The organism is Kitasatospora sp. NPDC048545 (assembly GCF_040651155.1).
In the GTDB taxonomy this organism is placed as follows: Bacteria; Actinomycetota; Actinomycetes; order Streptomycetales; family Streptomycetaceae; genus Kitasatospora.
Window position 1 is genome coordinate 34226 of sequence record NZ_JBEZIQ010000031.1, and the last position, 11790, is coordinate 46015.

Annotated in this window: 11 protein-coding genes; 6 read left to right on the forward strand and 5 right to left on the reverse strand. The window is 72.7% G+C overall.

The window, feature by feature from the left end:
• The first annotated feature begins 28 nt into the window (after positions 1 to 28).
• Positions 29 to 475: a nuclear transport factor 2 family protein gene (locus AB0D10_RS26945; protein WP_360261116.1), complete on the forward strand. Its 447-nt coding sequence runs from the start codon at positions 29 to 31 to the stop codon at positions 473 to 475.
• A 7-nt stretch (positions 476 to 482) separates the two neighbouring features.
• On the opposite strand, the gene aspA is transcribed toward AB0D10_RS26945, so the two are convergent.
• Positions 483 to 1910, reverse strand: a complete 1428-nt coding sequence (aspA, locus tag AB0D10_RS26950) for an aspartate ammonia-lyase (protein ID WP_360261119.1) — start codon at positions 1908 to 1910, stop codon at positions 483 to 485.
• Positions 1911 to 2048: 138 nt separating this feature from the next.
• Here aspA and AB0D10_RS26955 point away from each other — a divergent pair, with 138 nt between their 5' ends.
• On the forward strand, positions 2049 to 2498 hold the full coding sequence (locus AB0D10_RS26955) for an Lrp/AsnC family transcriptional regulator (protein ID WP_360261122.1): 450 nt from the start codon (positions 2049 to 2051) through the stop codon (positions 2496 to 2498).
• A gap of 24 nt (positions 2499 to 2522) precedes the next feature.
• On the opposite strand, the gene AB0D10_RS26960 is transcribed toward AB0D10_RS26955, so the two are convergent.
• From AB0D10_RS26960 to AB0D10_RS26970, 3 genes are all read right to left on the reverse strand, one after another.
• Positions 2523 to 5288, reverse strand: a complete 2766-nt coding sequence (locus AB0D10_RS26960) for a SpoIIE family protein phosphatase (RefSeq protein WP_360261125.1) — start codon at positions 5286 to 5288, stop codon at positions 2523 to 2525.
• Between the two features lie 452 nt (positions 5289 to 5740).
• The gene (locus AB0D10_RS26965; RefSeq protein ID WP_360261128.1) at positions 5741 to 6217 is read right to left on the reverse strand and encodes a hypothetical protein; all 477 of its coding nucleotides are present in this window, start codon (positions 6215 to 6217) and stop codon (positions 5741 to 5743) included.
• An 87-nt stretch (positions 6218 to 6304) separates the two neighbouring features.
• Complete coding sequence (locus AB0D10_RS26970; RefSeq protein ID WP_360261130.1) at positions 6305 to 7309, reverse strand: LuxR C-terminal-related transcriptional regulator; 1005 nt, start codon at positions 7307 to 7309, stop codon at positions 6305 to 6307.
• A gap of 162 nt (positions 7310 to 7471) precedes the next feature.
• Here AB0D10_RS26970 and AB0D10_RS26975 point away from each other — a divergent pair, with 162 nt between their 5' ends.
• The 4 genes from AB0D10_RS26975 (at position 7472) to AB0D10_RS26990 (ending at position 9433) form a co-directional block, all read left to right on the forward strand.
• Complete coding sequence (locus AB0D10_RS26975; protein ID WP_360261133.1) at positions 7472 to 7639, forward strand: hypothetical protein; 168 nt, start codon at positions 7472 to 7474, stop codon at positions 7637 to 7639.
• 4 nt (positions 7640 to 7643) lie between these two features.
• Positions 7644 to 7856 carry a helix-turn-helix transcriptional regulator gene (locus AB0D10_RS26980; protein ID WP_360261137.1) on the forward strand — a complete coding sequence of 71 codons (213 nt, stop codon included), beginning with the start codon at positions 7644 to 7646 and terminating at the stop codon, positions 7854 to 7856.
• 141 nt (positions 7857 to 7997) lie between these two features.
• On the forward strand, positions 7998 to 8642 hold the full coding sequence (locus tag AB0D10_RS26985) for a response regulator transcription factor (protein ID WP_360261140.1): 645 nt from the start codon (positions 7998 to 8000) through the stop codon (positions 8640 to 8642).
• On the forward strand, positions 8642 to 9433 hold the full coding sequence (locus AB0D10_RS26990; protein WP_360261142.1) for an alpha/beta fold hydrolase: 792 nt from the start codon (positions 8642 to 8644) through the stop codon (positions 9431 to 9433). The genes AB0D10_RS26985 and AB0D10_RS26990 overlap by 1 nt, the downstream gene beginning before the upstream one ends.
• 74 nt (positions 9434 to 9507) lie before the next feature.
• Here the strand turns inward: AB0D10_RS26990 and AB0D10_RS26995 are convergent, their stop codons facing one another.
• Positions 9508 to 11760, reverse strand: coding sequence for a pyridoxal-phosphate dependent enzyme (locus AB0D10_RS26995; protein ID WP_360261144.1), 2253 nt, complete (start codon positions 11758 to 11760; stop codon positions 9508 to 9510).
• Between the last annotated feature and the right edge of the window lie 30 nt (positions 11761 to 11790).

Genomic DNA, 11790 nt, shown 5'->3' on the forward strand with positions numbered 1-11790 from the left:
ACACCACGACACCGAGAGAAGGAACCGCATGACCACGCCGCAGGAGCTGAAGGACCTGTTCACGCAAGGCCTGGAGCAGCTGGCGGAAGGGAGGATCGAGGAGTGGATCGACGGCTTCACCGAGGACGGCGTCCTCGAATTCCCGTACCCGGCCTGGGGCCTTCCCACCCGGATGCAGGGCCGGGAGGCGCTGCTCGCCCAGATGACGATGTTCCGTGAGCAGCTGAAGGTCGAGTTCTCCGAGCCGGAGTTCTACACCGCCACCGAGGACGGCCTGGTCGTCGCGGGCTTCACCGGCGAGTGCACCCTGATCGCCACCGGGGGCCAGTACCACCAGGTCTACCTGTCGGTGGTGCGGTACGAGCACGGCCGCATCGCCCACTTCCGTGACTTCTGGAACCCCTGGTCGGTGATGGAGGCCGCCGGCGGCGAACTCGCCTGGAAGCGGATCCTGCCGACGATGGCACGAGGCTGACGGTCCGTCAGTTGACGTGGGGGCGGGCGAGGTTGCCGGGGCTGAGGATCTCGCCGAGTTCCGACGGGGTCAGCAGGCCCCTGCGGAGCACCAGGTCGCGGACGGAGGCGCCGGTGGTCAGGGCCTCCTGCGCGATGCCGGTGGCGTTCTCGTAGCCGATGTGCGGGTTGAGGGCGGTGACCAGGCCGATGGAGTGCGCCACCAGGTGGGCGAGGTGGTCGTGGTTGGCGGTGATCCCGACGACGCAGCGCTTGGCGAGGGTCCGGCAGCCGGCCTGCAGGTGGGTGAGGCTCTTCAGCAGGCTGTGGGCGATGACCGGTTCGAAGGCGTTGAGCTGGAGCTGGCCCGCTTCCGCCGCGAAGGTGACCGTCAGATCGTTGCCGATGACCTCGAAGGCGATCTGGTTGACCACCTCGGGGATCACCGGGTTGACCTTGCCCGGCATGATGCTCGAACCCGCCTGCACCGCGGGCAGGTTGATCTCCCCGAGGCCCGTGCGCGGGCCCGAGGAGAGCAGCCGCAGGTCGTTGCAGGTCTTGGAGAGCTTGACGGCGATCCGCTTGAGCACACCGGACAGCTGGACGAACGCGCCGGCGTCCTGGGTCGCCTCGACCAGGTCGCCGGCGAGCTCCAGGGGCATGCCGGTGAGGGCGCCGAGATGGGCGCAGGCGGTGGCCGGGTAGGCGGGGTGCGCGTTGAGGCCGGTGCCGATGGCGGTGCCGCCGAGGTTGATCTCGCGGATCAGCGCACAGGCTTCGGCCAGCCGGGCGCGGTCCTCCTCCAGCATGACCGCGAACGCGGCGAACTCCTGGCCGAGCGTCATGGGCACGGCGTCCTGGAGCTGGGTGCGCCCCATCTTCAGGACGTCGGCGAACTCGGCGGCCTTGGCGGTGAAGGCGTCCCGCAGCTCGGCCATGGCCTCCAACAGGCCCTGGGCCGCGAGGTGGAGAGCGATCTTGACCGCGGTCGGGTACACGTCGTTGGTGCTCTGCCCCGCGTTGACGTCCTCCAGCGGGTGGATCACCGCGTACTCGCCCTTGGCGTGCCCGAGGAGCTCCAGGGCGCGGTTGGCGACCACCTCGTTGGCGTTCATGTTGGTGGACGTGCCCGCTCCGCCCTGGATCACGTCGACGACGAACTGGTCGTGCAGCCGTCCGGCGCGGACCTCTTCACAGGCCGCCACGATCGCCGCCGCCTTGCCGTCCTCCAGCAGGGCGAGGTCGCGGTTGGCCATCGCCGCCGCCTGCTTGACGCAGGCCAGCGCGGTCACCAGGTCCGGGTAGACGGAGATCCGGGTGCCGGTGATCGGGAAGTTCTCCACCGCCCGCAGGGTGTGGATGCCGTAGTACGCGTCGGCCGGCACGTCCCGCTCGCCGAGCAGGTCGTGCTCGGTCCGGGTCCCGTAGCCGTTCGGCGTCCGAAGGGCAGGCTGCATGGAGGTGTCCGTTTCCGAAGGGGGTGGTGGGTGGCGGGAAGCGAGGGCTCGCGCCATCCGCAAGATTACGGCGAAATCACCGCAATCGGTTTGCCGATCTCCGCCCGTCCGACGACTTTCGTGGTGGACAATCGCGCCATGGACCAGATCGACAGGGCAATCTTGCGCGAGCTCCAGAAGGACGGACGGCTGAGCAACCAGGAGCTCGCCCAACGGGTGGGCCTCACGGCGTCGCCGTGCATGCGACGCGTGCGGCAGCTGGAGCAGGACGGCGTGATCGAGGGCTACCGCGCGGTCGTCAACCCGCAGGCGGTCGGCCGGAGCTTCGAGGTGCTCGTCTCGATCGAGCGGGACACCCGATCGGTCGAGGCCTTCGAGGAGGAGCTGCTGGCCATCCCCGACGTGATCGAGGCGTACCGGCTGATGGGCAGCCCCGGGTGCCTGCTCCGGGTCGCCGTCGCCGACCTGCCCGCCTACGAGAAGCTGTGGATCGAACGGCTGACCACCCTGCCCGGCGCCACCGCCGTCAACTCCCAGATCATCATGAAGCCGATCAAGCAGCAGGGCGGCCTCCCCGTGGACCACTGACACCGGTCCCGTGCGGCCACCCGTTCACGCCAGCAGCGCCTCGAACCGGTACTCGGGGGCGGTCAGTGGCTGCTCGGACCAGATGACCTTGCCCCGGGCCGTGTACCTGGTGCCCCACCGCTCGGCCAGCTGCGCCACCAGGAACAGGCCCCGGCCGCCCTCGTCCGTGGTGGCGGCGTAGCGCAGGTGCGGGGCGGTGCTGCTGCCGTCGGAGACCTCGCAGACCAGGGAGCTGTCCTTCAGCAGGCGCACCCGGATCGGCTCGGCGCCGTAGCGGATGGCATTGGTGATCAGCTCGCTGAGGATCAGCTCGGCCGTGAAGGTCAGCTCCTCCAGGCCCCAGGCCGTCAGCCGGTCGGTGCACTCCCTGCGGACGCGTGACACGGCGGCGAAGTCGAACGGCACGTCCCAGTCGGCCACCTGCCCGGGGTCGAGCAGCCGGGTGCGCGCGACGAGGAGCGCGATGTCGTCGCTGCGCCGCGGTGGGACCAAGGCGTCGAACACGGCCCGGCAGGTGTCCTCCGGGGACCGGTGGTCCCGGACGTCCGCCAGCGAACGGCGCAGTTCGGCGAGTCCGGTGCCCAGGTCGCGCTCGCGGTTCTCGACCAGCCCGTCGGTGTAGAGGACCAGTTCGGTGCCGGGTTCCAGCCGTAGCTCGGCGGTTTCGAAGGGTAGTCCGCCCACGCCGAGCGGCGGGCCGGCCGGCAGGTCGGCGAAGTCCACGCCGCCGTCGGGGCGGACCAGTGCGGGCGGCGGGTGCCCCGCCCGGGCCATGCTGCAGTGCCCGGAGACCGGGTCGTAGATCGCGTACAGGCAGGTGGCCCCGGTGACGGGCGCGCTCCTGCCGTCGTCCGCCGCGCCGGCCGCGCCGTCCTGGTCGAGTCGGGTGATCAACTCGTCGAGGCGGGCGATCAGCTCGTCGGGGGGCAGGTCGAGGGCGGAGAAGTTGAGCACGGCGGTTCGCAGCCGGCCCATGGTGGCGGCGGCGTGCAGGCCGTGGCCGACGACGTCGCCGACGACGAGGGCGACCCGGAAACCGGGCAGCGGGATGACGTCGAACCAGTCCCCGCCGACCCCGCGCAGCGCGGGCAGGTAGCGGTAGGCCACCTCCAGGGCGCTCTGCTCGGGCAGTCCCCGGGGCAGCAGGCTGCGCTGGAGCGTCTCGGCCATCCGGTACTCACGGGTGTAGCGGCGGGCGTTGTCCACGCTGATCGCCGTGCGGGCCACCAGTTCCTCGACGAAGGAGAGGTCCTCGTCGTCGAACGGCGCGGATTCGCCCGCCCGCCAGAAGTGGACCGTGCCCAGGGTCAGGCCGCGCGCCCGCAGCGGCGCGGTGATCAGCGCGTGCACCCCGTGCGCAAGCACGCGGTCGGCGGCCTCCGGGGCGCGTGCCCGCCAGGCCCGTTCACGGCGCAGATCGTTGGTGAGCACCGGGTGGCCGGCCCTCAGCGCGCTCTCCTGCGGAGTGCCGGGGAGCGGGCTGATCTCCGTGCCCACGGGCAGGAACGGCCAGTCGTCGCCGCTGCCGCTGGTGGCCGTGCGGTGGATCCGCAGGCCCTGCTCGACGCCGGGGCCCGGGACCAGCTCCTCGCCGCGCAGCACGGGGTCGGCCAGCTCGACCGTGGCGTGGTCGGCGAAGCGGGGAACCGTCACGTCGACCAGCTCCTGCGCGGTCCGCGCCGCGTCCAGGGTGGTACCGATCCGCAGCCCCGCGTCGTACAGCAGCTGGAGCCGGGCCCGGGCCGCCTCGGCCTGCCCGGCCAGCGCCCGCAGCTCCGTGGTGTCCCGGATGGTCGCGACACTGCCGGCCCCGCCACCGAACGGTGCGGTGGGGCGGTTGTTGACGGCGAGCAGCCGGTCCCCGGCCCGGTGCACCTCGTCGGTCGCGGTGCGCTCGGAGGCCAGCAGCCCGGCCAGCCCGGGATCGAGCCCGAGCTCGGCGACCGGCTGCCCCTCCACCCGGGGCGGCAGTTCCAGCAGGCGGCGGGCCTCGTCGTTCACCAGCAGCACCCGCCCGTCCCCGCCGACGATCAGCACGCCCTCGCGGACCGCGTGCAGCACCGCGTCGTGGTGCTCGTACATCCGCGTCATCTCGGCCGCCCCCAGGCCGTGCGTCTGGCGCCGCAGCCGCCGGCGCACCAGCGCGGCCCCGCCCAGGCCCACGAGCAGCGCGGCCGCCGCGCCACCGAACAGGACCGGCAGCTGCCGGCTCACCGCGCTGCCCACGTGCGCCACGGTGATGCCGACCCCGACCGCTCCGGAGACCGAACCGTCCGGTCGGACGACCGGCGCGCCGGACTCCACGACCCGCCCGAGGGGCGTCGGGAAGCTGTCGGTGGTCGGCCCGGTGAGGGCGCGCTCGAACGGGCCGATGACGTGTTTCCCGATCAGTTCGGGCTTCTCGGCCGTGTAGCGGATCCCCTCCGGGCTGGCGAAGACGACGTAGTCGAAACCGCCCGCCTTCACGACCTTGTCGGCCAGCGGCTGCAGCACCGCGGTCGGATCGGGGCTGTCCATCGCGCTGACCACGCCGGGGTCCTGCGCCAGGGCGACGGCCGCGGCACGGGTGCGGCCCGCCGCCACGCTGGTGGCGTAGCTCCGGGCCTGCAGGACGAGCGTCGTCAGCGCCGCACCGACCAGCAGCACCACGACGACCAGCAGGCACAGGAACACCTGCCCGGCGAGGCTGTGCACCCGCAGCCGCGAGCGCAGCCCGCCCAGGACCGGCCGATCCGGCCCGGGCCCGCCCGGGTCCGCGCCCGCGGCGTCACGGCCGTCCGCTCCGTACATCGGCCCGGATCAGCTTTCGACGCGGTCGTTCATGCGGGTCTCCCGTCGTCCGACGGCTGAGCGGAGTCCCGAGGCAGTGGCATCGTCCGTGGCCGGACGTCGCCTCGGCTTTCAGGGTAGTACCGGGCACCCGGCCGTGCCCCCACGTCGGGGCGGCCGGGCCGGGCGGCCCGGAGCGCCTCCGGGAGGCGGGCGACCTCGGCGGTGACGGCGGTGCGGCCGGCGGCGGGTGCCTGTGGTGATCTCGGTCATGCCGCGCCGGACGGTGACGGCGAGGTGGCCGTCGGCCACGCCCGAGGAACCGTGCGGGACCAGGGGGCCGGAACGGCGCGCGCGATCGCGGGGACGAGGCCAGGTCGTGACCCCGGCGGCCGGATCGGCCGTCGCCACCGGGACGGAGGGCGAGGCTCGGCGGAACGACCGGGCCCGGATCCGTCCGGAGTCCGGCGGGTTCAGTCCTGCACGCCGTCGGCCGCCAGTGCGGCGGTCGGCGCCGACGGCGCTTCCTGCGGATCGGTGACGGTGAGGACGACGTGCCGCGCGTCCTCGCTGTGGAGGGCGCTGCAGCGGTAGCCGGGCGGGAGGTACAGGGCCTCGCCGCTGAGGGTGGAGACCTCGGCGGCGGGGTCGCCCGGCGACCGGAGCGTCCAGCGGCTCGATCCGGCGGACTGGATCACCAGGACGTGGCCGCCGGGCGGGAGGGCGCCGACGGCGTCCTCGACCTGCCAGCCCAGCAGGGCCGTCAGGCCCGCGGCGACGTACCCGGCCAGCGCCGCGTCGGGCGGTCCGCCGGCGCTGCGGGGGACGGCGGGGTCGTTCTCGGGCCAGAGCAGCCCGAAGGTGCGGGCGAAGTGGGTGTCCAGGAAGAGCGCCAGCTCCTGGAGGTAGGGATCCAGCCCGGGGCGCTCGCTCAGGCGTTCCCAGTCCACGTGTTGTCTCCTTCGGTGGTGCCATCCGCCACAGTGGTGTCGGAGTGTCAGCATGGTGCATCTGCGGCTCGGACGGCATCACGGTTTTCAGGTATCCAGGAGGCCCGCCCGGCTGGCGGCGACGCCCGCCTGGAAGCGGCTGTCGGCGCCGAGCCGCTCCAGGATCTCGGCGATGTGACGGCGCGCGGTGCGCAGCGACATTCCCAGGCGGCGGGCGATCGCCTCGTCCTTGAGCCCGTCGGCGAGCAGGCGCAGGATCGTGCGGTGGAGTTCCCGGGCGACGGCCTCCATCTCGCGTCCGGTGGACTCCTGGAAGGGGGTGGCCTGACCCCAGGTGAGTTCGAACATCTCGTAGAGGTAGGCGACGGTCGACGGTTCGCGGATGACCACGGCTCCCAGCTCCGGGCCCGCGGCGGAGAGGAAGGCGGTCTCGCGGTCCATGATGATGATCCGCCCGGCCAGTTCGTGGGTGGTGCGGTACTCGGCGCCCAGGGCGGAGGCGGCGGCGACGTAGGCCTGGCTGGGGCCGTTGAAGCGGGCGGTGTGGTGGTAGATGGTGCGGATGCGCACGCCGCGCTCCAGCATCGCCCGGTCGCGCACCAGGGCCTCGGACATCGCCTCGGGGAGCCGGGCGCCCCCGCCGGGCTGGCAGGAGACCACCTCGGTGGTGCACTGTTCGCCCAACCGGTTGAGCAGGAGCCGGACTTCCGCCAGGGTGGGGATCACCTCGATGCCCTCGCCGGACTCCCGGCTGTCCGGGAAGAGGGGGGAGAAGTCGTCGAACCGGCTGCGCATCCGGGCGATGTCGTCCTGTCGCCGGCGGATCTCCGCCTCGACGGGGGCGGCGCGGCGGAAGTAGGCCGAGTCGGGGGAGACCACCCGCAGGGTCTCCTGCCTGGCACCGGCGGGCGCCAGCAGTCCGGTGTCGAGCAGCCGCTCGATCGCCGCCGTCACCCCGGCGGGGGGCAGTCCCGTCGCCTGTGCGACGACCGCCGGATCGTGGGCGCCGGGGTAGCGGTTCTCCGCAAACCATGCGTAGACGGACAGGTCGGATTCATGCCCCTGACCTGCCCCGGTCCGACGCTCTGTCACATTTTGATCGCTTTTTTCCATATTTACCCCCACACCCCTTTGCTGTCAGGCAAGTTGATGAACGGTTCCAAGCATGTCGGCGATCTTCGATGCCCGCCAGAGTGAAGCCATGGCCCCTTCGACCAAGGGGGCGGATACCACATAGACCCACGGGAGATCCCCATGAAGCGGTTCATCACCACCACCGTGGCGCTGCTCGGCGCCGCAGCCCTCTGGCTGGCCCCGACCGTCTCCGCCACCGCGGCGGCGGCCCACGACGGCCCCACCGCGTCCTCCGTCCTCACCTGCCCGACCAACGCCCTCTGTGACGACACCTCCTGGGGAGGCTGACCCTTTGTTCACCACACGGGAGAGGGAGATCCTCGACCACCTCGCGCAGGGCCGCACCTCCCGGGCCACCGCCCGCCTGCTGCACCTGAGCCACCACACCGTCGAGACCCACATCCGCAACATGCGGGGCAAGAGCGGGGCCAGCAGCCGTACCCAGTTGCTCGCCATCGCCCTCGGGTTCGACACCGTCGGGCCCGCCGGGCCCGGCAGGGGCTGATCAAGTCCGAATCCGAGCAGCACTCCCCGACGGGGGTCGGACATGTCCGGCCGGCCGCAGGCGCGCCCCTGGCGACGCCTGACCGGCGGGAACCGGGCGTGCTGGGCGGGCCACTCCGGAGAAGGGGGATGTCACAAACCGATGGAAATACCGATTCTGATATGTGCGGGCCAGTCGCTGATGCGCAGCGGACTGTCCTCGGCCCTCGTGGCCGAGCCGGACATCCGAGTGGTCGGTGAGACCGCGGACGGGAGCACCGCCCGCGCGCTGGCCCGGGAGCTGAACCCCGCCGTCGTCGTGGCCGACTTCGAACTCGCGGACATGACGGGCATCGACCTCGTCCGCGAACTCCCGGGGCCGAGCCGGGAGGCCCCCCGTACGCTGCTGATGGCCCCGGCCGAGGACGACGCCGTGCTGGAGTCCATCCTGGCGGGCGCCACCGGGATCGTCACCCGGAACACCCTGGTCGAGGACTTCCCCCAGGCGATAAGAGCCACGGCCACCGGCCATTCCTTCCTGTCCCCCGACATCGCGGCCCTGCTGCTGGGCTGGGTCCGCGACAAACAGCCCGCGCTGCTCCCGGCGCTGAGCCTCAACCTGCTCACCTTCCGCGAGCGCGAGATCCTGGCACTCCTGGCGAACGGGATGTCCAACGCCGAGATCTCCAAGCGGCTCTGCATCGTGCAGTCGACGGTCAAGTTCCACATCTCCCAGCTGCTCAGGAAACTCGGACTCAGGGACCGCCTGCAGGCCGCCGTGTTCGCCCACCAGAACGGTGTCATCTGATGTTGCGACAGAACCAGGACAGCGCTGCCCGCTGGCTGCCGTGGACCACGGGGACGACCGGACTGCCCCGCGTCTACTGCCTGCCCTTCGCCGGCGGGTCGTCGCACTTCTTCCGCTCGTGGACGGAGCCGGCCCGGGACCTCGACGTCGAGGTCGTCCCGGTCGAACTGCCGGGCCACGGGACCCGCTTGCGCGATCCCCTGCTGACCGGCATGGCCGCCATGGTCGACGCGCTGTGCGAGGAGGTCCTGCGGCGGGAGAGCGGGCCCTTCGCGATCCTCGGGCACAGCATGGGCGCGAAGATCGCGTACGCGGTGACCGAGGAGCTGGAGCGCCGGCCCGGGGCCACGCCGCCGGTCCGGCTCTTCGTGTCCGGGTCGTTCCCGGCTTCGGCCGTCGAGCCGAAGCCGCTGCACGACCTGCCGGACGCCGAGCTGACGGCCGAGCTGACCGCGATGGGCGGCACGCCTCCGGAGATCCTCGCCAACACCGAGCTGATGGAGTTCATGCTGCCGGTGATCCGGGCCGACCTGACCCTGCTCGAACAGTGGCACGCGTCGGCCGGGAGCCGGGTCTCCTGCCCCATCACGGCGTTCGCGGGCCGGGACGACCGGGTCGTCCCGGCGGAGCTGACCGCGGGCTGGGCCGACCACACGACGGCGTCCTTCGCCCTCCGGGTCCACCCCGGGGACCACTTCTTCCTCCGGGAGGAGAGGGACGGGATGCTCGGCCGGATCGCGGCCGAGCTCCACGGGCACCCGGTCGACCTGCCGGCCCCGGACGAAGCGTGACGATCCGTCGCCGTCCGGGGTCGACGTGATGGTCCGTCACACGGGGACAAGAATGACGGTCCGTCACTCCAGCGTCACTCCCCCTCGACGCCGACCTCGATCAGTCCGGTCGCCTCGGCCAGCGCCCGCCCGACCTCCTGCGGCCACGCGCCCACGGCGATGACGTGGCCCAGCCGGTCGTAGGCGCTCCGCGGCGGCCGGACCTCGCGGCCCGGCGTCCCGCTCACCAGGACCCGCTCCACGCCGGGCACCCGCTCGGCCTGCCCGACCCCGGTCACGCCGGTCAGCCGGCCCGGCCGCGGCGCGGTCAGGAACCGCAGGCCGGCCCGGCGGTCGTGCGCGGCCGAGAGGTCGAGCGGCAGGCCGGCGGCGGCGCGGATCTGCTGCTCCAGCAGGTCGATCCCGGTGGCCGGGCGGATCAGTTCCGGGATCATGCCGCCGGCCAGCCGTCCGTTGATCTCGATGACGGCCGGGCCGTCGGCGGTCAGCCGGAGCTCGACGTGCGCCGGGCCGCGCTCGAAGCCGACGGCCTTCAGCGCCTGCCGGGCCGTGTCGGCGATCCGTTCGGCCAGCGCGTCGTCGATGTCGGCGGGGAAGAGGTGACCGGTCTCGACGAAGTGCGGCAGCGGGCTGACGGTGCGCTGGGTGACGCCGACGCACCGGGCCTCGCCGTCCACGCCGAACATCTCCGCACTGAACTCGGGCCCGTCCACGTACTGCTCGACCAGCACCGCGCCCGGGGTCCGCTGGCCGCGCACGTTGTGGGTGACGGCGAGCAGGTCGAGGGCGTGCGCGGTGGCCGTCCCGGCGTCCTCGCACCACAGCACGGACTGCGAACCGGACTCCCCGACCGGCTTGACCACGCAGGGCAGGCCCACCGCGGCGACGGCGGCCGCGACCGCGTCCCGGTCCGGGTCCGTGACGACCGCGAACCGGGGCTGGGTCACCCCGGCCTCGTGCAGCGCGGTCCGGGTCAGCGCCTTGTTGCGGCAACGGGTCATCGCCTCCACCGGGTTGCCGGGCGTGCCCAGCGCCGCGGCCGCCCGCGCGACGTGCTCCAGGTAGAACTCGCTGGTCGTCGTGACGCCCGCCACCCGGCGGCCGGCGCTCACCTCGGCGACGGCCGCGGTCAGCGCGGCCTCGTCGTCGGTGTCGCACACCACGACGCGGCAGCCGGTGCCGGGCAGTTCCGGGTAGCGCGCCGCGTCCTTGGTGAACAGCACCGGCTCCAGGGCGAGGCGCACGGCGGTCCGCAGCGCGATCATTCCGGTGCCGGTGGTGTTGGACTCGACGAACAGCAGCAGCTTCCGGTCCCGGCGGGGTATCCGGGCGAACGACCAGCTGGAGACGGTGGCGCCGTACTCGACCTCCTCCGGGGCGGCGGCGAGGGTGCCGGCTTCGGCCGCGCCCGCCTCGGCGTCGGCGTAGACGGTGTCCACGTAGCGGTCGCCGCGGTCCGGCATGATGCCGACCAGCCGGGTGCCGGGCTCGGCCCGGGCCGCGAGGTGGGTGAGGATCCGGTAGACCGAGCCGGAGGTGTTCCCGCCGAAGATCTTCTGCTCCCGGGCGAGCCGGCGGGTGGCGTCGAAGGCCTCGTCGTCGGACAGCCAGTGCACCTCGTCGAAGAGGCGGTAGTCGATGTTCTCCGGGATGAGGCTGTTGCCGAGCCCGCTCTGCCTGCGGGTCGGCCGGTCCGGCTGGCCGAAGAGCACGCTGCCCACGCAGTCCACGCCCACCACCGAGACGTCCGGCAGGCGTTCCAGCAGCGCCCTCGACGTCCCGCAGAGCGAGCCGCCGCTGCCCACCGCCCCGACCACGACGTCCACCGACCCCAGGTCGGCGACCAGCTCGGCGGCCAGGCTCCGGTACGCGGCGGGGTTCTGCGGGTTGCTGTACTGCTGCGGCCAGAACGCGCCGGGCAGACCGGCCATCAGCTCGGCCAGCCGCTCCAGCCGGGCGCTCTGCCACCCCTGCCCGGTCATCGCCGCCACCACGTGGACCTCACAGCCCAGGGTGCGCAGCTTGGCCAGGGTGACGGGATCGATCCGCGGGTCGGTGACGATGTGCACCGGGTGGCCGAGGTAGGTGCCGACCAGGGCGACCCCGAGCGCCATCGTGCCCGAGGAGCTCTCCACGATCGGCGCGCCCTCGGCCAGCGCGCCGGTGCGCCGGGCGTCGAGGATCACCTGCCGGGCCACCCGGTCCTTCATCGCGAAGAGGTTCTGCATCTCCAGTTTGGCGAAGACCTCGACGCCTTCGGGGGCGTCGACCCTCAGCCGCACCGCCGGGGTGTGGCCGATGCCGTCGATGACCGATTCCTGCCGCATGTGAGTACGTCCTTAAGAGGTGTGGGAAGT

Excerpts from the sequence above, each read along its gene's own strand:
- AB0D10_RS26945 (WP_360261116.1), top strand. The coding sequence starts at position 29 with ATGACCACGCCGCAGGAGCTGAAGGACCTGTTCACGCAAGGCCTGGAG.
- aspA (WP_360261119.1), bottom strand. The coding sequence starts at position 1,910 with ATGCAGCCTGCCCTTCGGACGCCGAACGGCTACGGGACCCGGACCGAG.
- AB0D10_RS26955 (WP_360261122.1), top strand. The coding sequence starts at position 2,049 with ATGGACCAGATCGACAGGGCAATCTTGCGCGAGCTCCAGAAGGACGGA.
- AB0D10_RS26960 (WP_360261125.1), bottom strand. The coding sequence starts at position 5,288 with ATGTACGGAGCGGACGGCCGTGACGCCGCGGGCGCGGACCCGGGCGGG.
- AB0D10_RS26975 (WP_360261133.1), top strand. The coding sequence starts at position 7,472 with ATGAAGCGGTTCATCACCACCACCGTGGCGCTGCTCGGCGCCGCAGCC.
- AB0D10_RS26985 (WP_360261140.1), top strand. The coding sequence starts at position 7,998 with ATGGAAATACCGATTCTGATATGTGCGGGCCAGTCGCTGATGCGCAGC.
- AB0D10_RS26990 (WP_360261142.1), top strand. The coding sequence starts at position 8,642 with ATGTTGCGACAGAACCAGGACAGCGCTGCCCGCTGGCTGCCGTGGACC.
- AB0D10_RS26995 (WP_360261144.1), bottom strand. The coding sequence starts at position 11,760 with ATGCGGCAGGAATCGGTCATCGACGGCATCGGCCACACCCCGGCGGTG.